Origin of the sequence: Pseudomonas sp. JV414, assembly GCF_032424305.1 — a bacterium.
GTDB classification, from domain to species: domain Bacteria; phylum Pseudomonadota; class Gammaproteobacteria; order Pseudomonadales; family Pseudomonadaceae; genus Aquipseudomonas; species Aquipseudomonas lini.
On sequence record NZ_VYKC01000020.1, the window covers coordinates 42,942 to 66,110 of the forward strand.

20 protein-coding genes are annotated in these 23,169 nt (G+C 59.7%); 6 read left to right on the forward strand and 14 right to left on the reverse strand.

Going from position 1 to position 23,169, the window contains the following annotated elements; all coding sequences use genetic code 11:
• Positions 1-47 precede the first annotated feature (47 nt).
• The 4 genes from F6R97_RS19930 to F6R97_RS19945 are packed head-to-tail and all read right to left on the reverse strand — an operon-like array spanning position 48 to position 6,353.
• Positions 48-1,412 carry a heavy metal sensor histidine kinase gene (locus tag F6R97_RS19930; RefSeq protein WP_038981639.1) on the reverse strand — a complete coding sequence of 455 codons (1,365 nt, stop codon included), beginning with the start codon at positions 1,410-1,412 and terminating at the stop codon, positions 48-50.
• Complete coding sequence (locus tag F6R97_RS19935; protein ID WP_038981640.1) at positions 1,402-2,079, reverse strand: heavy metal response regulator transcription factor; 678 nt, start codon at positions 2,077-2,079, stop codon at positions 1,402-1,404. The genes F6R97_RS19930 and F6R97_RS19935 overlap by 11 nt, the downstream gene beginning before the upstream one ends.
• A gap of 9 nt (positions 2,080-2,088) precedes the next feature.
• Complete coding sequence (locus F6R97_RS19940) at positions 2,089-5,196, reverse strand: multidrug efflux RND transporter permease subunit (protein WP_038981641.1); 3,108 nt, start codon at positions 5,194-5,196, stop codon at positions 2,089-2,091.
• Complete coding sequence (locus F6R97_RS19945) at positions 5,193-6,353, reverse strand: efflux RND transporter periplasmic adaptor subunit (protein WP_315866971.1); 1,161 nt, start codon at positions 6,351-6,353, stop codon at positions 5,193-5,195. Before F6R97_RS19945 ends, F6R97_RS19940 begins: the two co-directional genes overlap by 4 nt.
• Before the next feature lie 662 nt (positions 6,354-7,015).
• On the opposite strand from F6R97_RS19945, the gene F6R97_RS19950 reads away from it, so the two are divergent.
• Positions 7,016-7,384 (forward strand): DUF6124 family protein, encoded by a 369-nt coding sequence (locus F6R97_RS19950; protein WP_038981643.1) that lies wholly within the window; start codon positions 7,016-7,018, stop codon positions 7,382-7,384.
• A 366-nt stretch (positions 7,385-7,750) separates the two neighbouring features.
• Positions 7,751-8,008, forward strand: coding sequence for a hypothetical protein (locus F6R97_RS19955; RefSeq protein ID WP_007905458.1), 258 nt, complete (start codon positions 7,751-7,753; stop codon positions 8,006-8,008).
• Between the two features lie 156 nt (positions 8,009-8,164).
• Here the strand turns inward: F6R97_RS19955 and F6R97_RS19960 are convergent, their stop codons facing one another.
• The 5 genes from F6R97_RS19960 to norR form a co-directional block, all read right to left on the reverse strand.
• On the reverse strand, positions 8,165-8,914 hold the full coding sequence (locus tag F6R97_RS19960; RefSeq protein WP_315866972.1) for a YkgJ family cysteine cluster protein: 750 nt from the start codon (positions 8,912-8,914) through the stop codon (positions 8,165-8,167).
• Positions 8,915-8,997: 83 nt separating this feature from the next.
• Positions 8,998-9,324 (reverse strand): hypothetical protein, encoded by a 327-nt coding sequence (locus F6R97_RS19965; RefSeq protein ID WP_315866973.1) that lies wholly within the window; start codon positions 9,322-9,324, stop codon positions 8,998-9,000.
• Positions 9,325-9,471: 147 nt separating this feature from the next.
• On the reverse strand, positions 9,472-9,930 hold the full coding sequence (locus F6R97_RS19970) for a GNAT family N-acetyltransferase (protein WP_315866974.1): 459 nt from the start codon (positions 9,928-9,930) through the stop codon (positions 9,472-9,474).
• 27 nt (positions 9,931-9,957) lie between these two features.
• Entirely contained in the window at positions 9,958-10,860 is a 903-nt protein-coding gene (locus tag F6R97_RS19975) for a chemotaxis protein CheV (protein WP_007905472.1), read from the reverse strand.
• 202 nt (positions 10,861-11,062) lie between these two features.
• Positions 11,063-12,616 carry a nitric oxide reductase transcriptional regulator NorR gene (norR, locus tag F6R97_RS19980; protein WP_315866975.1) on the reverse strand — a complete coding sequence of 518 codons (1,554 nt, stop codon included), beginning with the start codon at positions 12,614-12,616 and terminating at the stop codon, positions 11,063-11,065.
• Positions 12,617-12,763: 147 nt separating this feature from the next.
• On the opposite strand from norR, the gene hmpA reads away from it, so the two are divergent.
• Complete coding sequence (gene hmpA / locus F6R97_RS19985; RefSeq protein ID WP_038981648.1) at positions 12,764-13,945, forward strand: NO-inducible flavohemoprotein; 1,182 nt, start codon at positions 12,764-12,766, stop codon at positions 13,943-13,945.
• Between the two features lie 238 nt (positions 13,946-14,183).
• Entirely contained in the window at positions 14,184-14,960 is a 777-nt protein-coding gene (locus F6R97_RS19990; protein WP_315866976.1) for an ABC transporter substrate-binding protein, read from the forward strand.
• 118 nt (positions 14,961-15,078) lie between these two features.
• Here F6R97_RS19990 and F6R97_RS19995 read toward each other — a convergent pair whose 3' ends face one another.
• The 5 genes from F6R97_RS19995 to F6R97_RS20015 form a co-directional block, all read right to left on the reverse strand.
• Positions 15,079-15,720 (reverse strand): transcriptional regulator, encoded by a 642-nt coding sequence (locus tag F6R97_RS19995; protein ID WP_038981650.1) that lies wholly within the window; start codon positions 15,718-15,720, stop codon positions 15,079-15,081.
• Positions 15,721-15,812: 92 nt separating this feature from the next.
• The gene (locus F6R97_RS20000) at positions 15,813-16,940 is read right to left on the reverse strand and encodes an FAD-binding oxidoreductase (RefSeq protein ID WP_315866977.1); all 1,128 of its coding nucleotides are present in this window, start codon (positions 16,938-16,940) and stop codon (positions 15,813-15,815) included.
• A 153-nt stretch (positions 16,941-17,093) separates the two neighbouring features.
• A complete protein-coding gene (locus F6R97_RS20005; RefSeq protein WP_315866978.1) occupies positions 17,094-18,041 on the reverse strand; it encodes an ornithine cyclodeaminase family protein in 948 nt (315 codons plus the stop codon).
• A 139-nt stretch (positions 18,042-18,180) separates the two neighbouring features.
• Positions 18,181-19,668 carry an ATP-dependent RNA helicase RhlB gene (rhlB, locus tag F6R97_RS20010; protein WP_217854429.1) on the reverse strand — a complete coding sequence of 496 codons (1,488 nt, stop codon included), beginning with the start codon at positions 19,666-19,668 and terminating at the stop codon, positions 18,181-18,183.
• An 85-nt stretch (positions 19,669-19,753) separates the two neighbouring features.
• Complete coding sequence (locus tag F6R97_RS20015) at positions 19,754-20,410, reverse strand: alpha/beta hydrolase (protein ID WP_038981654.1); 657 nt, start codon at positions 20,408-20,410, stop codon at positions 19,754-19,756.
• A 470-nt stretch (positions 20,411-20,880) separates the two neighbouring features.
• Between F6R97_RS20015 and F6R97_RS20020 the strand changes: the two genes are divergently transcribed.
• Both F6R97_RS20020 and F6R97_RS20025 read left to right on the forward strand, forming a co-directional pair.
• A complete protein-coding gene (locus F6R97_RS20020; protein ID WP_038981655.1) occupies positions 20,881-21,912 on the forward strand; it encodes an amino acid ABC transporter substrate-binding protein in 1,032 nt (343 codons plus the stop codon).
• A gap of 65 nt (positions 21,913-21,977) precedes the next feature.
• Positions 21,978-23,159 carry an amino acid ABC transporter permease gene (locus tag F6R97_RS20025; protein ID WP_038981656.1) on the forward strand — a complete coding sequence of 394 codons (1,182 nt, stop codon included), beginning with the start codon at positions 21,978-21,980 and terminating at the stop codon, positions 23,157-23,159.
• The last annotated feature ends 10 nt before the right edge of the window (positions 23,160-23,169 follow it).

Here is a 23,169-nt window from a genome sequence, read left to right on the forward strand (position 1 = left end):
GCGTTCCCCTGTAGGAGCTGCCGAAGGCTGCGATCTTTTGAGGTCTGTCAGACCGGAAGGTGGATGCCGAACGTATTCATCCCATGATCACTGCGCACAAACACATCCCCGCCATGCATCAGCGCAATCGCCTTGACGATTGCCAGTCCCAGACCGTGATTGTTGCCACTGTTACTGCGCGATGCATCGACCCGGTAGAAGCGCTCGAACAATCGTGGCAGATGCTCATTGGCAATCGGCGATCCCGGGTTGGCGACGCCGATGCTGACCTGATGCTCTTCGACTTCGATCCGTACCTGAATCACTTGCCCGGGCTCGGTGTGCTGCACCGCGTTGCTCAGCAAGTTGATCAACGCCCGACGCAAATGGGCGATCTCGATTCGTACCTGCGCATCGCCACTGACCTCGACCTGAACCTGCGCATCCTCAAGAATCAAATCCAGATATTCCAACGTGGTCGCCACTTCGTCGGCCAATGAGGTGGACGTCAGTTTAGTGGCCTTGCTGCCCTGGTCCGCGCTGGCGAGGAACAGCATGTCGTTGATGATCGAGCGCAGCCGTTCGAGCTCTTCGAGGTTCGATTGCAGCACTTCAAAATAATGTTCGGCCGAACGCCCACGGGTCAGTGCAACCTGGGTCTGGCCGATCAGGTTGGTCAGCGGCGAGCGCAGTTCATGGGCCACGTCGGCGTTGAACGATTCCAGTCGCGAGTAGGCCTGTTCGACCCGCTCCAGAGTCGCGTTGAACGAGCTGACAAACTGATTCAGTTCAGGTGGCAATGGCGACAGTTGCAGGCGCCCGGACAACCTCGGCGGCGCCAGTCGCTGGGCTTCCTGTGACAACTTGATCAGCGGCTTGAGGCCGATCCGCGCCACCCAGTAACCGAGTGCCGAGGCCAGCAATACACCCACGATCGCCAGGCTGATCAGGGCGATCAGCAAGTGGTGCTGCGTCTCGTAAAAGGTTTCGGTGTCGATGCCGATCATGAAGCGCAGCGGCGGGCGCTGATCCTTGGCTGGCAGCTCAGTGACCAGCACTTTCAGCGGGTACGGATGGTCGGGCAATTGCATGTCGCGCATGCCCAATGGGCCCTGGGCGAAAGCGCGGATCGGCGCATCGGGTTGGCCGTATTCATAACCGGGATTGCCACTGACTACCCAAAAGCGGATGCGCTTGTCTTCTTCGCTCAGCAGCTTGAGCTTGGCGTTGATCTTCACCCAATGCTCGGGCGTGCCGTAACGGTTGAGCGCTGATTCAAGCACGCTGTAACGCGCATCCAGCTCGGCTTCGGGCAGCAGGCCCAAACCCTTGTCGACCTGTTGATACAGCGCACCACCGATCAACAGAAACACCAGCAGCGCCACCAGCGTGAACATCCCGCTCAGGCGTAGCGCGATCGAATTACTGGACACTACGGCTCTCCAGCACATAACCCATGCCGCGAATGGTGTGCAGCAATTTCTCTTCGAACGGCCCGTCGAGTTTAGCCCGCAGGCGTTTGATCGCGACTTCGACCACGTTGGCGTCGCTGTCGAAATTGATGTCCCAGACCATCTCGGCGATGGCGGTTTTCGAAAGGATTTCCCCTTGCCGCCGCGCCAGCACGCTGAGCAGCGAAAACTCCTTGGCGGTCAGGTCCAGGCGAGTGCCGGCGCGGGTGGCCTTGCGGCTGATCAAATCTATCCACAGGTCGGCGATGCTCACCTGCACCGGTTCGTGGCCACCGCTGCGACGGGTCAGCGCTTGCAGACGCGCCACCAGTTCGAGGAAGGAAAACGGTTTGCCGAGGTAATCGTCAGCGCCATCGCGCAGGCCCTTGATGCGGTCTTCCACCCGCTCGCGGGCGGTGAGCATGATCACCGGCGTTTGCTTGCGTGCCCGCAACGCACGCAATACGCCGAAGCCGTCGAGGCTTGGCAGCATGACGTCGAGGACAATTACTGCGTAATCGCTTTCCAGCGCCAGGTGCAGGCCTTCGACACCATCGCCAGCCACGTCCACGGTGTAACCCTGTTCCGTCAGGCCGCGATGCAGATAGTCCGCGGTTTTTTCTTCGTCTTCGATAATCAGAACGCGCATGACCCCGCCTCAGTCTGTGGTCGCCTGCACCGGCAGTGGTGCTGGGGCTGGTTTAGGTCGATGGAATAGCCGCTCGAGCCACAAGTATATGACCGGCGTGGTGAACAGCGTCAGCGCCTGGCTCACCAGCAAGCCGCCGACCACCGCGATCCCCAGCGGCTGGCGCAATTCGGCGCCGGTGCCGTAGCCGAGCATCAGCGGCAGGGCGCCGAGCAGGGCGGCGAGGGTGGTCATGATGATGGGCCGGAACCGCGTCATACAGGCCTCATAGATCGCCTCTTCTGGCGGCAAGCCACGGTTGCGCTGGGCGTCCAGTGCGAAGTCGATCATCAGAATGCCGTTCTTCTTGACGATGCCGATCAGCAACACCAGCCCGATCAGCGCCATGATCGAAAAGTCCTGGCCGCAGATCCACAACATGATCACCGCCCCGAGCCCCGCCGAGGGCAGGGTCGAGATGATCGTCAGCGGGTGCACGAAGCTTTCGTACAGAACGCCAAGAATGATGTACACCGCCACCAGCGCCGCCAGAATCAGCCACGGCTGGCTGGCCAGCGAACTCTGGAAGGCCTGGGCCGCGCCTTGGAAATTTCCGCTGATGGCTACCGGCATGCCGATGTCGGTCTTGGCCTGATTGAGCATGATCACCGCATCGCCCAGCGCGACGCCGGGCGCCAGGTTGAACGACAGGTTGGCCGCCGGGAACATCCCGTCGTGAGCGATGGACAACGGGCCGATAGTCGGCGCATCGAATTTCGCCAGGGCCGACAGCGGCACCATTTCCCCGCTCAGCGGTGAGCGCAAGTAGAAATAGTTGAGGCTTTCGGCCTTGCCGCGCTGTTTGGTGTCCAGCTCCAGAATCACGTTGTACTGGTTGGTCTGGGTCTGGAACTCGTTGATCTGCCGCTGGCCGAAGGCGTCGTACAGCGCTTCGTCGACATCACTGGCGGTCAGGCCGAAACGCGCCGCCGCACTGCGGTCGATGCTGATGTGGGTGATGCTGCCACCCAGTTGCAGGTCGTTGGAAATGTCGCGGAACGCCGGGTTGCTGCGCAGTTTTTCCGTCAGGCGTTGGGTCCAGGTGCTCAGGAGTGCACCGTCGTTGCTCTTGAGCACGTATTGGTATTGCGCGCGGCTCGGGCCGGAGCTGAGGTTGATGTCTTGCCCGGCGCGCAGGTACAACACGATGCCTGGGACTTTCATCAGCTGTGGGCGAATCCGGTCGATGAACTGGCTCGCGGACACGTCACGGTCGCCGCGTTTTTTCAACGAAATCCAGAACCGTCCGTTGGCGATGGTTTGGTTGCTGCCCGAAACGCCGACTGAGTGGGAGAACGTCTCGACGGCAGGATCGGCGGCGACGATTTCGGCCATCGCCAGGTGTTTTTTCACCATGTCGCCGTAGGAAATGTCCGCCGCCGCTTCGGTGGTACCGAGGACGAAACCGGTGTCCTGCACCGGGAAGAAACCCTTCGGAATAAAAATGTACCCGGCGACCGCCAGGCCGAGGGACAGGCCGAACACACCGATCATCAATTTCTGATGGGCGAGGGCGCGGCGCAGGCCTTTCTCGTACAGCGCCAGCAAGCGTTCGCCAAAACCCGGTTTGTCGTGGGCGTGATGCACCGGCGCGCGCATGAACAGCGCGGCCAGGGTCGGCGCCAGCGTCAGGGACACCACCACGGAAATCATGATGGTCGAGGTGGCGGTCAGGGCGAATTCCTTGAACAACCGCCCGACCACGCCACCCATGAACAGCAGCGGAATGAACGCCGCCACCAGCGAGAAGCTGATCGAAACCACGGTAAAACCGATCTCGCCGGCACCCTTGATCGCCGCCTCGCGCATACCGTCGCCGGCCTCCAGGTGACGGTGAATGTTTTCCACCACCACAATTGCATCATCCACCACAAACCCGACGGACACCACGATCGCCACCAGCGTCAGGTTATTCAGGCTGAAGCCCATGATGTACATCAGGGCAAAACTGGCGATCAACGACACACCGAGCACCGACGCCACGATCAGGGTCGCCGACAACTGCCGCAGGAACAGCGCCATCACCGCCACCACCAGCAGGATCGCGATCAGCAGGGTGACTTCCACTTCATGCAACGACGCGCGGATGGTCTGGGTGCGATCGACCAACACCTTGACCTGCACCGAGGCCGGCAGCATGGCCGTCAGCGTGGGCAGGGCCGCCTGGATACGATCGACGGTCGCGACGATGTTGGCTCCCGGTTGCCGGAAAATCACCAGGTTCACCCCCGGCTGACCATCCGCCCAGGCCTGGATGTAGGCGTCTTCCGAACCGTTGACGACTTTGGCTACATCCTTGAGATGAACCGGTGCGCCGTCCTTGTAGGAAACAATCAGCTGACCGTATTCCTGCGGGTGGAACAATTGGTCGTTGGTGGACAAGGTCGAAATGCTTGACTCGCCGTACAACGCACCTTTGGCCAGGTTGAGGCTGGTTTGCTGGATCGCCAGGCGAATGTCCGCCAGGGTCAGGCCAATGGCGGCGAGTTTATCCGCCGACGCCTGCACGCGGATTGCCGGACGTTGCTGACCGGTGATGTTGATATTGCCTACGCCATCGATCTGGCTGATCTGACGGGCGAGCAGGGTTTCCACCAGGTCACTGACTTCGGTGCCGGGCATTTGCGGTGAGTTGATGCTGAGGATCAGCACCGGGCTGTCGGCCGGGTTGACCTTCCGCCAGTTCGGCAGGTTCGGCATGTCTTTGGGCAGTTTGCCGGCGGCGGTGTTGATCGCGGCCTGGACTTCCTGCGCGGCGGTGTCGATGCTTTTGTCGAGGGTGAATTGCAGGGTCAGAATGGTCGAGCCCAGGGCGCTGCTCGAGGTCATCTGGGTCACGCCGGGGATGGCGCTGAATTGCACTTCAAGCGGCGTGGCCACCGACGAGGCCATGGTTTCGGGGTTAGCGCCGGGCAGTTGCGCAGCCACCTGGATGGTCGGGAATTCCGCTTCTGGCAATGGCGCAATCGGCAGTCGCGGGAAGGCGATGACACCGAGCAGCACCAAGGCAAAAGTCAGCAGGACCGTTGCCACCGGATGATCGATGCACCACGCGGAAACCGAGCCATGGCCCTTCATGGTTTCGGCTCCGATTGCACCACTTGTGGTGGGTCGGTCACTACCTGCACGGTCGAACCAGGTTTGAGCCGCGACTGGCCGTCGCTGACCAGCACATCGCCCGGTTTAACGCCTTTGATGATGTCCTGGCCGCTACCTTGATAAACCATCTGCACCTGAACGGCTTCGACCTTGTCGCCATTGACCCGGTAGACGAAATGTTGATCGAGGCCACGTTGTACGACGGTGGGCGGCACCACCAGCGCATTTTTATCCAGCGCTGTCTGAATCTTTACCGTTACCAGTAGGCCCGGCCAGAGTTTCTGTGCAGGGTTGGCGAATTCGGCCTTGGCGCGGATGGTCCCGGTGTTGGCGTTGATCTGGTTGTCGATCAGGGTCAGGTGGCCTTCGCCCAGCAGGTTGCCGGTTTCGCCGTCGGTGTCGGCGCCGATGTAAGCCTTGACCGGCGTTTGCTGTGGATCGTTGATCAGGCCTTGCAGGGTCGGCAGCATTTGTTGCGGCAGGGAAAACTCCACGGCAATCGGGTCGATCTGGGTCACTGTGAACAAGCCTTGGGTGTCAGTCATGCGCAGGAAGTTGCCTTCATCCACTGTGCGAATACCGACGCGACCGGTGACCGGGGAGCGAATCTGTGTGTAGGAAAGCTGCACCAGAGCGGCGTCGATCGATGCCTGATTGCCTTGGGCGGTGGCTTTGAGTTGGTTGACCAGCGCTTGTTGCTGGTCATAGGTCTGCTTGGACACGCCGTCATCGACGCTCAGCAGTTTGTAGCGCTTGAGGTTGACCTGTGCCACTTGCAGTTGCGCCTGGCTTTCGCCCAGTTGCGCCCGGGCCTGATCGAGGCTGGCGCGGATCGAGCGGTCGTCGATGGTGGCCAGCAAATCACCTTTGTTCACAAGTTGGCCTTCCTTGACCAGCAGCTTGGTGAGGATGCCGTCGATCTGCGGACGTACGACCACGCTGTGCAACGACAGCACCGAGCCGATGCCGCTGATGTAGCGGGGCACGTCTTTTTCGGCGACGCTGACCACTCGCACGGGGATGGCGGTGGAGGTGGCCAGTTTGGTCGTGGCGGGTTTGGCGGCGTACCACACGCCCAGCGCTGCCAGGACGATCAGAAGGGCGGCGAACAGGGCGGTTTTTTTCTGAATTCGCATGCGAGTGGGGCGCCGGGCAGAGTGGTCGGAGTTTTGTCAGGTTTATACCTTCCTTTATAAACCTGTTCGCCCGTCAGGAGAGTGACTGGTAACTGACGGCGCTGTCAGTTTTGGCCGGAATCTTGATCTTGGCGGCCTTATAGCCGACCAGGTTCTTGTTGATTGAGTACATATCCATTTCTGCGGTAAGGGGCGGGTGTACGCCGCTCTACTGTGGGAGCGGGCTTGCTCGCGAAGGCGGCCTGACAGCCGACCAATCTATCGCGGGTGTACGCAACCCCCCGTAGGAGCTGCCGAAGGCTGCGATCTTTTGACGTTGATTTTCAAGATCAAAAGATCGCAGCCTCGTTTCACTCGACAGCTCCTACAGTCATCCGTGTCAGACGAGAATTCGGTGTCAGACGCGGGATTGATCGTTCCCACGCTCCAGCGTGGGAATGCCGCCAGGGACGCTCCGCGTTACGCTTTTGAATGTTTAACGGATGTGTCGAAACATGGAACTTTCCCACGCATTTTTCAGGTTGTCCGTCGGAAGCAGGCTCTCTAGTCTTTGGCTGTCGCTGCACATTCAGCGACCGGGCGTGAGATCCCCGAAACGAGTAGGCGAAAGCCTCACGACCATAACGGCAAGTGATGGCTCCAATTGAGATTAGGAGCTACAAATGGAAAACGATAATTCTGATTCGAAGTTCAACAAAACCAACCCAAACGCCGAAGCCTCGCGCACCGAAGAATTACTCAAAGACCGCGAAGCCATAAAACGCGCCCTCGACTACTACCTCGATCCCCCGGCGCAATACACCGAAAAACCCCGTCGCCCCAGCACCATGTTCATGGTCGCCCCGGGTGCAGGCACCGAAAGCCTGCTGGCCCACGCCTACGAATCGTTGGCCTCAGCGAGTGTCCTGGCCACCGATTTCGCCAACAATCTGATCGGCCCGCAGCGTCATACGGCGTTGGCAATTCAGCAGGTCATCATGCTGGCAGAGCTGGCGGTGAACCGGGCGCTGGATAACGTCGATCCGGCGTAGGCCGCGTTATCGTTCATCGCGAGCAGGCTCGCTCCCACAGGATTTGTGTCGTACGCAGATTTTGTATATGACCGCTCCACTTGTGGGAGCGGGCTTGCCCGCGATGACGGCGGCACATCCAACGTCCCTGTGACTGACACACCGCTATCGCGGGCAAGCCTCGCTCCCACAGGGATTATTGTTGTTCACGGATTCAGTGCACGACACAATGCGCCTGTAGGAGCGAGGCTTGCCCGCGAAAGCGGTTGGTCAGTCAACCAAAACCCGACTGACCAACTGCAGCTTGCGGCTCCCGACACAGGTATACTGCCGCCTTTCGCGGCTCGCCTACCGGGCCCGACTCTTTGAGCATCACCCGGAGCTTTCATGACTTCCCCGACACAACCGCCGGTTGCCGACGCTTTGAGCGACGACCAGGCAGACCTGCCAGACAGCGTCGACTCCAGCGCAGACAGCGAAACCAAAGCGGCGATTCCAGCGTTCAAGTTTCCGTTCAAGCCGGGTGAATTGGCCGCGGCGAAGAATGCCAGCCAGCCTTGGTACAAGAACGGCGCCAAGAATGGTCACACCAAGACCCCGGGTGCAGCGCCTCCTGGCACTCGTCGTTCGATGGGTAAGCGCTGAGTCTTTACCTCTGCGGTGCCTGATCTGCCGTCTTCGCGAGCAAGCCCGCTCCCACAGTAGTTCATCGTCGTTCACAGATTCGGTGTACGACACAAATCCACTGTGGGAGCGGGCTTGCTCGCGAAAGGGCCAGCACAAACACCACAGATCTTGGGCTCAGGCCGCCCGCAACGAAATAAACGCATAGTTCAGCGGCGCTTCAGTCGCCACTTGCGCCCCGGCTGCCAGCACTTGCCCGACGATATCATCGCCCGACACATGAAAGACCCATTCACCGCCTGACCCCGCCAACGGCTGTTGCGCCACCTGATCAATGACCACGGCAAACGCCGTCATGTCCGGCAGATAAGCGGTAAAGCCATCCCCCTTCAGCGCAGTCGTCCGAATCCCCAATAACGCGCAAATCGCTTCCTTGGCCTGAATCTCATCGCGATCCGCCTGACGCGAGCGCTGGATCAATCCTGCCAGTTCCTGATCCACCAGCTCACCCCCGATGATCAAATCCGGCCCTGTTTCCCAGGACTCGGGTGGGCATTCTTTGATCGCCGGGTTGAGCGGGATGTGCGGATTGATTTCCATCGGGTAGATGCGGCACACCAGCGGTCGGCGTTGGTAGATGCGGCAGAGGTTGTCTTCGTCAAGATTCCGGCAGGGACCGACGTTGTACGCGGCAAAGGTGATCGCCACATGCGCCTCGCAGGCGCCGCTTCGAACCACCACCGAACGGCGTTCGGCATGTTCGCGTTGCTGCATGGGCAGGCCCAGGCCATTGGCGAGGAAGGCCTCCACCAGCACGATCACCTGACCGCCATCGGCCGCCCACATCCGGGCTTCGGCCAGTGTCAGGGGCACGTGGTGGTCGTTGCAGCATTTGCCACAACCTACGCAGGAAAACGTTGTATTCATCTAACGGCCAGTCACCTGTGGGGGCATGAAATGGCGACAAAAAGCCACCGCAAAGGCCTGTGCCGAAGCAAGTTATGCGCCATTCACTGCGCTTTTGCTGTTGGGCGGATGGAGTCCCACTCGGTCACGTAGGCGGTTTTGCTTTTCTTGTTGTAGAGGCACAGCTCGATGCCTTGCTGGCCTTTCATGTGTTTTTGCGGGTACTGGCCTTGCAGCAGGAGCGCGGTGTAACCGACCCGGTCATCGAACTGCGCGGCGTTGCCGACGGGTTTGACGTTTTTCAGGCCGCTGGTTTTGGTGCAACTGGCGAGCACGGCTTTGTCGTAGGCGGCCCAGGCGTCGGGGCTGGAGGCATGGGCTTGGGTGGCGAGGGCGGTGAGGCAGAGGAAGGTCAGGGTGATGGCTTTCATGGTTTGGGCATCCTTGGCGTGTAGTGGCCGAGGTCGGAGTATGCCTGATGGTTTTGGGTGGTTGTGCGGGCCTCTTCGCGGGCAAGCCACGCTCCCACAGGGATCACCTAAATCCTGTGGGAGCGTGGCTTGCCCGCGAAGGTGGTGTCAGGTTGGAACCGGCTCCCGGCGGACCACATACATCCCGGCACTTTCATACAAACGCTGAGCCCGAAGGTTGTTTTCCAGCACCTTCAAATCCACAAAACCTTCGCGGCGTTGCTGAAACACGTTGAATGCATTCAGCAGCAGCGCACGGCCAAGTCCGAGGCCTTGAGCGCGCGGATGCACCACCAGGCTCTTGATGTAGGCACTGGTCCAGCACTGAGCGACGCCGACGATGCCTTCGGCGTCGAACGCGATGAAGCACAGGGACGGATCGTATTCAGGATCGGTTTCGAAGCGCCGTTGCCAGACTTCCAGCGCCGGTACGCGACCGCTACCTTCCAGATAGCCCAGCATCATCAAGTGATGAACGTCTTCGGCAAGTTCAGGGCGGTAGTCGGTCAACTCAATGCCATTTGGCCAAGTAAAAGGCGGCACATCCTCAGCGAGGTTGCGCCGCATCAGAAAACAAAAAACCTCAGCCACAACTCAGTGACCTTGTTCGGCGACGGCCCTGGCCGCCGCGATCAGGCATTTGGTCAGTTCCGGCGAAGAGAATTTGGTCAGCACCGCGTTAGCCCCGGCCAGTCGCGCTTTCTCGCTGTTCATGGCGCTGTCCAGCGAGGTGTGCAGCAATACATAGAGGTGTGAGAAGTCCGGCGTTTCGCGCAATGTGCGGGTGAGGGCATAGCCGTCCATTTCCGACATTTCGATGTCCGAGACGATCAGGTTGATCTGCTGGGCAGTGCCTTGCAGGTCCAGCAGGCAGTCGATGGCTTCCTTGGCGCTGCGTGCGGTGTGGCATTGCAGGCCGAGGTTGCGCAGGGTGTGTACCGATTGTTGCAGGGCGACCTGGCTGTCATCGACCACCAGGATTCGCGCATTGCCGAGTACTTCGGCGTCTTCCATGCTCAGTTCGGTCGGGGCTGTTTCGATCTGCGCCGGAGCGATGCCGTGGATGACCTTTTCGATGTCCAGCACTTGCACCAGCGTGCCGTCGACCGAGGTCACGCCGGTGATGTACGAGCGCACGCCGCCGGAGCCGAAGGGTGGTGGACGGATGTCGGTGGTCAGGCAATGGACGATCTTGCTCACCGCCTGAACGTGCAGGCCCTGCTTGGAACGGCTGACGTCGGTGACGATCAGGCAGCCACCGTTCGGGTCTTCCAGCGGTCGCTCACCGATGGCGCGGCTCAGGTCGATCACGGACAACGATGCACCGCGCAGGGTGGCGATGCCTTTGACGTGGGGGTGCGACTCCGGCAGCTTGGTCAGCGGCGGGCACGGGATGATTTCGCTGACTTTCAGCAGGTTGATCGCCATCAGCTTGCCGCTGCGCAAGGTAAACAGCAGAAGCGAAAGTGAATCTGCGCGGGCTTTGTTGGAAGACATAAAAACCTTCTGTGGAGAAAGGTGATGGGCGATTGTGAAGATCGCCAACAGCTATCGATGCCGGGTTATCGACTTGTTGGGGGCAGGCTTTAGTGCCAATGAATGTTGGGTAGATCAAAAGATCGCAGCCTCGCTTCGCTCGACAGCTCCTACAAGGGATTGGCGTAAACCTGTAGGAGCTGCCGAAGGCTGCGATCTTGGCTTATTTCATGCCAAGCCGCTTGGCCATCCGTCCAAGGTTCGCCCGATCCAGACCCAGCTCCCGCGCCGCGCCGGCCCAGTTGTTCTGGTGCCGTTCCAGGCAAGCGCTGATCAGTTGGCGCTGATAATGTTCGGTGGCTTCACGCAAATCCCCTGAAACCAACACCGCCGCCGGCGCAGCATCCACCGGTTCTGGCGCGGGTTCAACACTGCCATTGGGCAAGTCGAGATCTGCCGCGCTCAAGCTGAGAATCTTCGGCCGTTGTTTGCAGTTGCCCAAGGCCTTCAGCGCACTACGACCAATCAAATGCTCCAGCTCCCGCACGTTCCCCGGCCAGTCATACGCCAACAATGCCGCTTGCGCATCGCTGGTCAGGCGCAGGCTGTTGAGGCCCATGCGTGAGCGGTTTTGTTCCAGGAAGTAGCCACTGAGCAACAGCACATCTCGCCCGCGATCGCGCAGTGCGGGCACCAGCAACGGGTAAACGCTCAGGCGATGATAGAAGTCGGCACGGTAGCGACCGCTGCGCACTTCTTCGGCCAGGTCGCGGTTGGTCGCTGCGATCAATCGCACGTCGACCTGATGCTCCTTGTCTGAGCCCAAGCGTTGCAGTTGACCACTCTGCAGCACCCTCAATAATTTGGCTTGCACCGTCAGCGACAGTTCGCCCACTTCATCGAGAAACAACGTGCCGCCATTGGCCAGTTCGAACTTGCCGCGCCGATCATTCGTCGCGCCGGTGAAAGCACCGCGCACATGGCCGAACAATTCGCTCTCCACCAGTGTGTCTGGCAGAGCGGCGCAATTGAGGCTGATGATCGGTTTGTCGGCCCGTGGGGATGCCGCGTGGATGGCTTGGGCCACCAGCTCTTTACCGACTCCGGTTTCGCCGGTGATCAGCACCGTCAGGTCGCTGCCGCCCACCAGGCTGATCTCTTCCACCAGTCGTTTGTAAGTCTTGCTCTGGCCGATCATTTCGCGGTTCTGCTGGCCGCTGGCCTGACGGTAAACCTCGGCGCGCTGATGTTCGTCCTCGACGCGATTGGCCAGCCGCTCGATGCGCTCGGCGGCGTTGACCGTGGCCGCGGCGAGGCTGGCGAAGGCTTGCAGGGCGTCCAGTTCGATCGGTTCGAAACGTTCCGGGTCGAGCGCATCGAGGGTCAGCAAACCCCACGGACGCTCGTCGATAAACAGTGGGCAGCCCATGCAGTCGTGGACTTCCAGGTGATCGTGAAGACCATCGACCAGACCGTCATAAGGGTCGGGCAAATCGCTGTCGGCGGCGAAGCGAGTCGGGCCGGGACTGCTGAGCAGTGCTTCGAAGCGTGGGTGTTCGCTGACCTTGAAACGTCGGCCGAGGGTGTCGGTGCTCAACCCGTTCACGGCCAGCGGCACCAGCCATTCGCCATCGAGTCGCAGCAGGGCCGCGGCGTCGCAAGGGAGCAGGGCGCGCATGGCTTCGAGCAGGCGTCGGTAGCGCTCGCCTTCGGGCAATTCGCGGGACAGGTCGGAGACCAGGGGCAGCAGGGTCGTGAGCAATAATTTTGCAGTCATAATGACTCCGTATAGTCGGTATGACTATAAAGCCTTGTGTGTCGATATGACTACTGTGTTTTTAATTTACTGATTTATAAGGATTTAATTGTTGGCATGGAAACTGATACGTAAAGGTTATTCATATAAAGCCCAGGGGTTGCTCTTATGCTTAGCGTTCAAGACCGTGCCATCGTCAAGTCCACCGTGCCGTTGCTGGAAAGCGGCGGCGAAGCGTTGATCACTCACTTCTACCGCATGATGCTCTCCGAATATCCGGAAGTGCGCCCGTTGTTCAACCAGGCCCACCAGGCCAGCGGCGATCAGCCTCGCGCCTTGGCCAACGGTGTATTGATGTATGCGCGGCACATCGACCAGCTCGATCAGTTGGGCGACCTGGTGGCCAAGATCATCAACAAGCATGTGGCGCTGCAAATTCTTCCGGAACACTACCCCATTGTCGGCAGCTGCCTGTTGCGCGCGATCTCCGAAGTACTGGGCGAAGAGATTGCCACGCCTGAAGTGATGAGTGCCTGGGGCGCGGCCTACGGTCAATTGGCCGAGATCCTGATCGGCGCCGAAGCCAGCATCTACGACCAAAAAGCGCAGGCGCCGGGCGGCTGGCGTGGCGCGCGGGAATTCATCGTGGCGGCCAAGGTCGAGGAGAGCGCGGAAATCACCTCGTTCTACTTCGAACCGGCGGACAAGGGGCCGATTCTCGCGGCAGAGCCTGGCCAGTACATCGGCATGAAACTGATCCTCGATGGCGAAGAAATTCGACGTAACTATTCGCTGTCGGCGCTGGCTAACAAGGGCCAATACCGCATCAGCGTCAAGCGTGAAACCGGCGGCCGCGCTTCCAACCATTTGCACGATCAACTGCACGTCGGCGCGAGCATCCTGCTGTTCCCGCCAGCGGGCGATTTCACCCTGACCGCCAGCGACAAACCGCTGGTGCTGATCAGTGGCGGCGTCGGCATCACCCCGACGCTGGCGATGCTCGAAGCGGCGCTGGCGACCGAGCGGCCGGTGCACTTTATTCACTGCGCGCGCAACGGTAGCGTGCATGCTTTCCGTGACTGGATCGATGGCCTGGCCGAGCGTCATCCGCAGCTCAAGCGTTTTTATTGCTATGCCGAAGACGATGGCGTCAGCCCGGCGGCGGACAAGGTTGGCCTGTTGAGCCAGGCGCAACTTGGCGAGTGGTTGCCGGAACAGCGCGATGTGGATGCGTACTTCCTGGGGCCTAAAGGCTTCATGGCCGCGATCAAGCGTCACCTCAAGGCCTTGGGTGTGCCAGAGAAGCAGAGCCGTTACGAGTTCTTCGGGCCGGCTGCGGCGCTCGAATAACTGTTTGCGGTAATTCCTGAGGGCCGGGTTGGTGTTTCGCTTGTTAGCGAAGCACCGACCCGGCCTTTTTTACATTTGGCTAGCACCCGACCAGAGGCCGGGTATGAGGCTGCCTACCTGATTGACGGAAAATACATAAAAGTCCAGTATGGAATTCCAAGTACAAAAAAGGCATTTCCCCCGTTTCAGTTTTTTCTTCTGTCTTGCCAAACCAACAACAACCCGCGAGAGAACGAATATGAAGAAATTCCCCCTCATCACCGGTCTGGCCTTGAGCCTGTTGGCGTGCAGTAGCGTGTTCGCCGCCGAGAAAAACCTGCGCATCGGCATCGAAGCGGCCTATCCGCCGTTCGCGTCCAAAACCCAGGAAGGCAAAATAGTCGGTTTCGACTACGACATCGGCAATGCCCTGTGCGCGCAGATGAAGGTCAAGTGTGAGTGGGTCGAAGGCGAGTTCGACGGTCTGATTCCTTCCCTGAAGGTGAAGAAAATCGACATGGCGCTATCGTCCATGACGATCAACGAAGACCGTAAGAAATCGGTGGATTTCACTCATAAGTATTACTTCACCTCATCGCGTCTGGTGATGAAGGATGGCGCCGTAGTGGATGACCAGTACGCCAGCCTCAAGGGCAAGAATATCGGCGTGCAGCGCGCAACCACCACCGACCGTTACGCCACCGAGGTTTTCGAACCCAAGGGCATCAACGTCAAGCGCTACGGCAACAACGAAGAAATCTACATGGATCTGGCAGCCGGTCGTCTCGATGCGATTTTTGCCGATACCATTCCATTGAATGACTTTCTGTCGATGCCTCGTGGCAAAGGCTACGCGTTTGTCGGGCCGGAACTCAAGGATCCGAAATACGTGGGCGAGGGCGCCGGCATTGCCGTGCGCAAGGGCAATACGCAGTTGGTGGCGGATCTGAACAAGGCGATCGACGAGATTCGCGCCAATGGCGAGTATCAGAAGATTTCGCAGAAGTATTTCAAGTCGGATATTTACGGCGATTGATTAATCGCCATCGCGGGCAAGCCCGCTCCCACAGGTTCTGCGGTGTATTTTGTGCACGACACGGACACTGTGGGAGCGGGCTTGCCCGCGATGAGGCCGGAACAGTCACTACAAATTTTTAGCCCTTCAATTCCTTCAAATGCTTGTACACCGTCGCCCGCCCCATGTTCAGCACATTGGCCACATAGTTGGAGGCGCTTTTGCCTTTGAAGGCGCCTTCGGCGTGCAGCGCCAGCACCAGTTCGCGTTTGTGGTCGCGGGTCAGCACGTTCAGGCTCAACTGACGTTCGCGCAACCAGGCGTGCAGAAAGGTGTTGATCCGTTCCTGCCAGTCATCGCGAAACAGTGAGTCCGGTTGCGGGATCAGCTTGGTCGGCGACAGGAACAAATCCAGCGCCGCTTTCGCGTTCTCGAACAGCGAGATATTCAGGTTGATGCACAGCACCGCCAGCGGACGACCCTCGCTGTCGCGCAGCACGCTGCTGAGGCTGCGAATTTTCTGGCCGTCCCAGTTGAGCTTTTCGTACGGCCCGATGTTTCGTTCGCTGACCTCTTCGCTGAGCATGTCTTCCAGCGAGGAGTCGTCGCCGATTTCCCGTTTGGACAGGTTGTTGGCGATGTAATCGACCTTTTGCGTGCGCAGGTCGTGCAGCACCACCTCGGCGTGGGGGAAGAACAACGTGGCGATCGCATCGGCAATCGCGCGGAAGTTGTCCATGGACGTAGCGTCCAGGGCCGAGTCTTTTTCAGGTGCGTTCATACAGTGGAACTCCAGGCAGCGTCAGCGCCCCGTTAAAAAGGGGGCGCTGGAAGTTTGCCGCAATCGTGTGGACACGTCACCTGAGGGGAGGATCAGCCCAAGCGGGCGGGGGAGAGCATCTCGGCGTCCAGGCCGAAACGGGTGAGTTGCTCGGGCAAGGCTTCACCGCGTACCAGTGCAGCGCTGGCCTGGCCCATGGCCGGTGACGTCTGGATGCCGTAGCCGCCTTGCGCCGCGACCCAGAACAACCCCGGCACCTGCTGATCGAAGCCGGACAGCAAATCCCCGTCACGCACGAAACTGCGCAGGCCGGCCCAGGTGCGGGTCGGGCGGCGGATGGTCAGGGTGGTGGCTTCTTCGATCTGGTAAATACCCATGGCGATGTCCAGCTCTTCGGGCTGCACGTCGTGCGGTTCTACCGGGTCGGCGTTGGCCGGTGAACCGAGGAACATGCCGGCGTCGGGCTTCATGTAGAACGACTCATCAAGGCTGACCAGCATTGGCCAGTCATGGATATCCAGGCCCTCGGGGCCGGCAAAGATAAAGGCTGCCCGGCGCTTGGGTTGCAAACCCAGCGGTTTAGCGCCGGCCAGTTCGCCAATCTTGTCGGCCCAGGCACCGGCGGCATTGATGATGATCGGGGCGCTGAAGGTCTGAGTGTTGGTTTGAACCTGCCACAACCCAGCGGCATCACGGCTCAGACTCAGCACTTCGCTATCGGTATGGACCTCGCCTTTATTGCGCCGGATACCGCGCAGATAGCCCTGGTGCAGAGCGTCGGTATCGATGTCGCTGGCGGTCGGGTCGTAGATCGCGCCATGGACTTTTTCCGGACGCAGGATCGGCAGGCGCGCACAGGCTTCGCTGGCGCTGAGCAATTGCATTTCCGGCACCGTGGCTTTGGCGCTCAGGTATTGATTGTTCAATTCGGCCGGATCGCCGGTGAAGTCGACGGTCATCTCGCCGCGCGGGGTCAGCAATGGGTGTTCGCAGAAACCGGGCGGCGGCGCGTCGAAGAAGTCGCGGCTGGCCTGGGTCAATGCCCGAGCCTGCGGTGTGCCGTAGGCGGCGGTGAACAGCGCCGCCGAGCGTCCGGTGGAGTGATAGGCCGGATGGGATTCGCGTTCGAGCACAATCACCCGCCCGTGCTGCGACAGCCAGAAACCGGTGGAAGCGCCGGCAATTCCGCCGCCGATGATGATGAAATCTGCCTGGCTCATGAACGTCTCCTGTGGGGGCGCAAATGCCGAAATTGTTAGAGATCCTCTGTAGGAGCTGCCGAGTGAAACGAGGCTGCGATCTTTTGACTTTGCTTTTTAAAGGCAAGATCAAAAGATCGCAGCCTTCGGCAGCTCCTACAGGGGTTTGTGGTGTTAGCGCTGTAGTTGGTAAAGGGCATTGGCCAGTGCGATGTCTTCCAGGCCCAGGCCGATGGAGCGGAAGAACACCGTGCGATCGTATTCGGGGCGCTGGACTTTTTCGCTGAGCAAGTCGGGCAGGTCGCCGACAATCGAACGCTTGTCCCAGCCATGCTGCTCACCGGCGATCAGCATTTCACCGGCCGAGCCCGGGGTGGTTTGACGATAGTCACAGAACACCTGCATGTCATTGAGGCTCTGCGGCGGCACTTCATGGGCGCGTGGGGCGTTAGTGCTGATGGAGGTGATCAGCGCCGGTTTGCTTAAGTTCGACGGGTCGATCACCGGGCCGGCGGACGAGGTGCAGAGCATGATCACGTCGGCATCCTGAATCGCAGCTTCGCAACTGTCGGCGAGGGTCAGCCGTGGATCGAGGCTTTTGAGCTGTGCCAGCGCTTCGGGGCTCTTGCCATTCAGGCTCGGCGAATAAAGGCTGATGCTTTGCCAGTCCCGCAGGTCCTTGACGTAGTGCAGGTGCGCCTGAGCCACCTTGCCGCTGCCGATGATCGCCAGACGTTGGGCCTTCAACGGCGCGAGGGCATCGACCGCCACCGCCGTCGTCGCGGCGGTGCGAGCCGTGGTCAATTCACCGGCATCGCAGAGCAGCAGCGGCTGGCCGGTCTGCATCGACATCAGCAGCGTCCAGGCGGTTACCAGCGGGCCTTGCTCGCGCACGATGTAAGGCGAGGTCTTGACGCCATATACCCCGTCCTCGGCCAGCACACCCAGGTAGTTGATGAAGTCCCCGGCACCCTGCGGGAATTCCACCAGCTGTTGCGCCGGTTGCACGGCTTGTCCGGCGGCCAGGTCGCGGAACAGCTTACGCAGGATCTGCGGCACATCAACTTGTGCCAGCAGTTCGCGGGCTTGAGGTTGGGTGATCACGTAAGGCGTGCTGGGCATGGTCGGCTCCGGGCGCTAGAAGTAAACTAATTTGTCCATTATGGACTTTTAGTTGTCTCTAGCAAGTCCTGTTGAAAAAAGCCGGACGAAAAAAAAGCGCAGTCCGTTGCCGGCTGCGCCTCTTTCTGAATGGCCCGAGTTACGGGCGCTTGCGCTCAACCGCCCGCAGCAGATGCGTCGGTGGCGTTTCACAACTGATCTTGCGACCCAGCAGCGCCTCGATGGACGGTAGCTGGTAGGAGTCGTCTTCACCGGCAAAGCTGATGGACACGCCATCCGCGCCGGCACGGCCAGTACGACCGATGCGGTGCACGTAGTCGTCCGGGACTTCCGGCAGGGTGAAGTTGATCACGTGGCTGATGCCGTCGATGTGAATGCCGCGACCGGCAACATCGGTGGCCACCAGCACGCGGATCTTGCCTTCGCGGAAACCTTCCAGGGTCTTGATACGCTTGTGCTGCGGCACATCGCCAGACAGTTGCGCCGCGTTGACGCCATCGCGTACCAGGCGTTCTTCGATGCGCCGCACTTCGTCCTTGCGGTTGGCGAAGACCATCACCCGCTCCCAGCCGTTATCGTTGACCAAGTTGTAGAGCAATTTGTATTTGTCGGCACCGGCCACCGCGTAGATGTGTTGCTCGACGTTTTCGCTGGCCACGTTCTGCGCTTCGATCTCGACGATCGACGGGTCGGTGGTCCATTGCTTGGCGAGGTTCATCACGTCTTCGGTGAAGGTTGCGGAGAACAGCAGCGTCTGACGCTCGTTCTTCGGCGGAGTCTGGCGAATGATCTGACGCACTTGTGGGATGAAACCCATGTCGAGCATCCGGTCGGCTTCGTCCAGCACCATCACTTCGACCATGTCCAGGTGCACATCGCCGCGCTGGTTGAAGTCGAGCAAGCGGCCCGGAGTGGCCACCAGGATGTCGCAGTGACGGGCTTCGAGGTGCTTGAGTTGCTTGTCGAAGTCCATGCCGCCGACAAATGTCATGACGTTGAGGCCGGTGTACTTGGTCAGGTCGGCTGCGTCCTTGGCGATCTGCACCACCAGTTCCCGGGTCGGGGCGATGATCAGTGCCCGCGGTTCACCCATGTAGCGCTCTTTGGGCGGCGGGGTTTGCAGCAGCTGAGTGATGATCGAAATCAGGAAGGCAGCGGTTTTGCCGGTGCCGGTCTGGGCGCGACCGATGGCGTCTTTGCCCGCGAGGGTGAAGCCAAGCACCTGCGCCTGGATCGGCGTGCAATACGGAAAGCCCAGGTCCTGAATGGCGTGCATCAGTTCGGGGGCGAGTTTGAAATCGTGGAAGCGGGTTTTGCCTTCCTGGGGTTCGACGACGAAGTCTTCGAGTTTCCAGGGAATAACCGGCGCTTTTGGCTTTGGTTCGCGACGCGGTTTTGCCGGTTTCGGGGCTTCGCTGCGCGGCTGCTCAGAGGCGATGGCCGGGGCTGCGGGGGCGGTCGGTGTGGTCACCGGCTCGTGTTTCGGTGCCGCTACGGTTGCGGTCCGGCCAGGCTGATTACCGTCGGTGCGGTGGCTGGGAGTATGAGAAGGAGCGCTGGAGACTGGCGCGAGCTGCTCAGTCTCGCTTTTACCGAACATTTTCTTGAGTGCTTTGAGCACGGTCATCTCATCAATTGATTAAGGAATATACGCCGGCCAGTGTAATGCAAGAATCGGGCGCGGCGTAGTGGGATGGATCAATGGGTAGCTTTTAGCGCAAACGCTCGGCGAGCCAGACGCCAATGTCGCGGATTTCTTCGGGTAACACTTCGTGGCCCATTGGGTATTCCTGCCATGTCACGGTGACACCATGTTGCTTTAAATACTCGTACGCGGTCCGGCCCATGGAGTTTTGAACCACGTCATCGTACTGGCCGTGCAATGACAGCACCGGAATGCGTTGCTGGCTGGCGGAAAGCTCCAGTTCATCGCTGAATGTCGGCGCATAAGTAGAGAGCGCTAGTACGCCACCCAGCGGTCCCTGCCATTTCAAAAAGGCCGTGTGCAACACCACGGCGCCGCCTTGGGAAAAACCGGCGAGAAAGATGCGCGAGGCGTCTATTCCGCTGGCCTTCTGCTCTTCGATCAAATCAAAGACCCGTTGCGCGGACGCTTCCAGCTGCTCTCGGCTGATCGCGCGCGCCGGGCTCATGGCCAATATGTCGTACCAGCTCGGCATTTCGTAGCCACCGTTAATAGTCACGGCGCGAGTCGGTGCCTGGGGCAGGACGAAGCGAGTGGTCAACAGGATTTCCTGCAGCGCTTCAGCCACCGGCAGGAAGTCGTAGCGGTCGGCGCCCAGCCCGTGCAGCCAGATAACGCAGGCATCTGCGGGCTTTACGGGTTGCAGAATCAAGGGCTCGGTCATGGGTGCTCCATATGTGTGCGTGCGTTCTCATTTAAGTGCGAGCTCTGAGTGCGCGTCTGGTTGATCAGTTAAGAAGATGTCGCAAGGCTGAAAGTTTTGCTATTGACCTGTCGCTTAATCGCTTTAGCGAGCGGTCTGGTACGGGGTTTGCTATGGGGAAAGCTGTGCAACCAATCTCATGCCTGGCGGTAACACTATCAGTGTACGGCTGGTCGTGGGATAGCAAAGAATCCGGTGATGGATGTTCGCCAGTGGCCGCTACGGGCTTCGCGAACGTGAAAGGGCTACAGCCCGTTCGGCCGATTGGTGAGAAGGGAGTTATCCATGATGTGGATTTTCTCCTACTAGACTCATGGCGATGGTCCTTACGTCGGTTGACCCTAAAAAAAGCCAACAAGGGTCAGCAACGCCTCAAAAGGGTGCGACAGGGCTCAAGCTCCGACACAACAAGAGCAAAACTGGAGGTTTGAATGAAGATGTTGAAATCCACCCTGGCCGTCGTGACTGCAGCCGCAGTGCTCGGTGTCAGTGGGTTCGCTCAGGCGGGTGCAACCCTGGATGCAGTACAGAAGAAAGGTTTCGTACAGTGCGGTGTAAGTGACGGTTTGCCGGGTTTCTCGGTTCCGGACTCCACTGGCAAGATCGTCGGTATCGACGCTGATTTCTGCCGTGCTGTGGCCGCTGCCGTTTTCGGTGATGCGACCAAGGTCAAATTCAGCCAGTTGAACGCCAAAGAGCGCTTCACCGCGCTGCAGTCCGGTGAAATCGACATCTTGTCGCGCAACACCACCATGACCAGCTCCCGTGACGCAGGTATGGGCCTGAAATTCCCAGGCTTCATCACCTACTACGACGGCATCGGCTTCCTGGTGAACAACAAGCTGGGCGTCAAGAGCGCCAAAGAGCTGGATGGCGCGACCATCTGCATCCAGGCCGGTACTACCACTGAACTGAACGTTTCCGACTACTTCCGCGGCAACGGTCTGAAATACACCCCGATCACCTTCGACACCTCCGACGAAAGCGCCAAGTCGCTTGAATCCGGTCGTTGCGACGTGCTGACCTCCGACAAGTCCCAGTTGTTCGCCCAGCGCAGCAAGCTGGCCTCTCCGAAGGACTACGTGGTTCTACCGGAAACCATCTCCAAAGAACCGCTGGGCCCGGTCGTACGTAATGGCGACGACGAGTGGCTGGCTGTTGTGCGTTGGACTGGTTACGCCATGCTCAATGCTGAAGAAGCAGGCATCACTTCGGCGAACGTCGAAGCCGAAGCCAAAGCCACCAAGAACCCGGACGTCGCTCGTCTGCTGGGCTCTGACGGTGAGTACGGCAAAGACTTGAAAGTGAAGAAAGACTGGGTCGTCCAGATCATCAAGCAAGTCGGTAACTACGGCGAAGTGTTCGAGAAGAACCTCGGCAAGAAAACTCCGCTGGAAATCGACCGCGGGCTGAACGCTCTGTGGAACGCTGGCGGCATTCAATACGCACCACCAGTGCGCTGATGGTTCTATCACCCGGCGGGCCAACCGCCGGGTGATGTTCTGTTCCATTATTTCCGGGGCACTTCATGCAAAATTCAATCGGCGCACCAAAGCAGAGGCTCAGCCTCAGCGATCCACGAGTGCGTGCGTGGGTATTCCAGATCATCACCATTGTGGCGGTGGTCTCGCTGGGCTGGTTTCTGTTCGACAACACGCAAACCAACCTCCAGCACCGGGGCATTACCTCGGGTTTCGACTTTCTTGAGCGCAGTGCCGGTTTCGGCATCGCTCAGCACCTGATCGACTACACCGAATCGGACAGCTATGCCCGGGTGTTTGTCATCGGCCTGCTCAACACCCTGCTGGTCACCTTTATCGGTGTGATCCTGGCGACGATCCTGGGTTTCATCGTCGGTGTGTCACGGCTGTCGAAGAACTGGATCATTGCCAAGCTGGCGACGGTGTATGTAGAGGTCTTCCGTAACATTCCGCCGCTGCTGCAAATCCTGTTCTGGTACTTCGCTGTGTTCCTGACCATGCCAGGGCCGCGCAACAGCCATAACTTCGGCGACACCTTCTTTGTCAGCAGCCGCGGCCTGAACATGCCCGCAGCGTTGGCGGCGGATGGTTTCTGGCCGTTTGTGGTGAGTGTGGTCGTGGCCATCGTCGCGATCGTGCTGATGTGCCGCTGGGCCAACAAGCGTTTCGAAGCGACCGGCGTACCGTTCCACAAATTCTGGGTAGGCCTGGCGCTGTTCCTGGTGATCCCTGCGCTGTGCGCATTGATCTTCGGCGCGCCATTGCACTGGGAAATGCCGGAGCTCAAGGGCTTCAACTTCGTCGGTGGCTGGGTGCTGATCCCGGAACTGCTGGCGCTGACCCTGGCCTTGACGGTGTACACCGCGGCGTTTATCGCCGAAATCGTGCGTTCGGGCATCAAGTCAGTCAGCCACGGCCAGACCGAAGCGGCCCACTCGTTGGGGCTGCGCAACGGTCCGACCCTGCGCAAGGTGATCATCCCGCAAGCCCTGCGCGTGATCATTCCGCCGCTGACCAGCCAATACCTGAACCTGGCGAAAAACTCCTCGCTGGCGGCCGGTATCGGTTATCCGGAGATGGTGTCGTTGTTTGCCGGTACGGTGCTGAACCAGACCGGGCAGGCGATCGAAGTCATTGCCATCACCATGAGCGTGTACCTGGCGATCAGTATCAGCATTTCCTTGCTGATGAACTGGTACAACAAGCGCATTGCGCTGATCGAGCGGTAAGGAAAAGCGC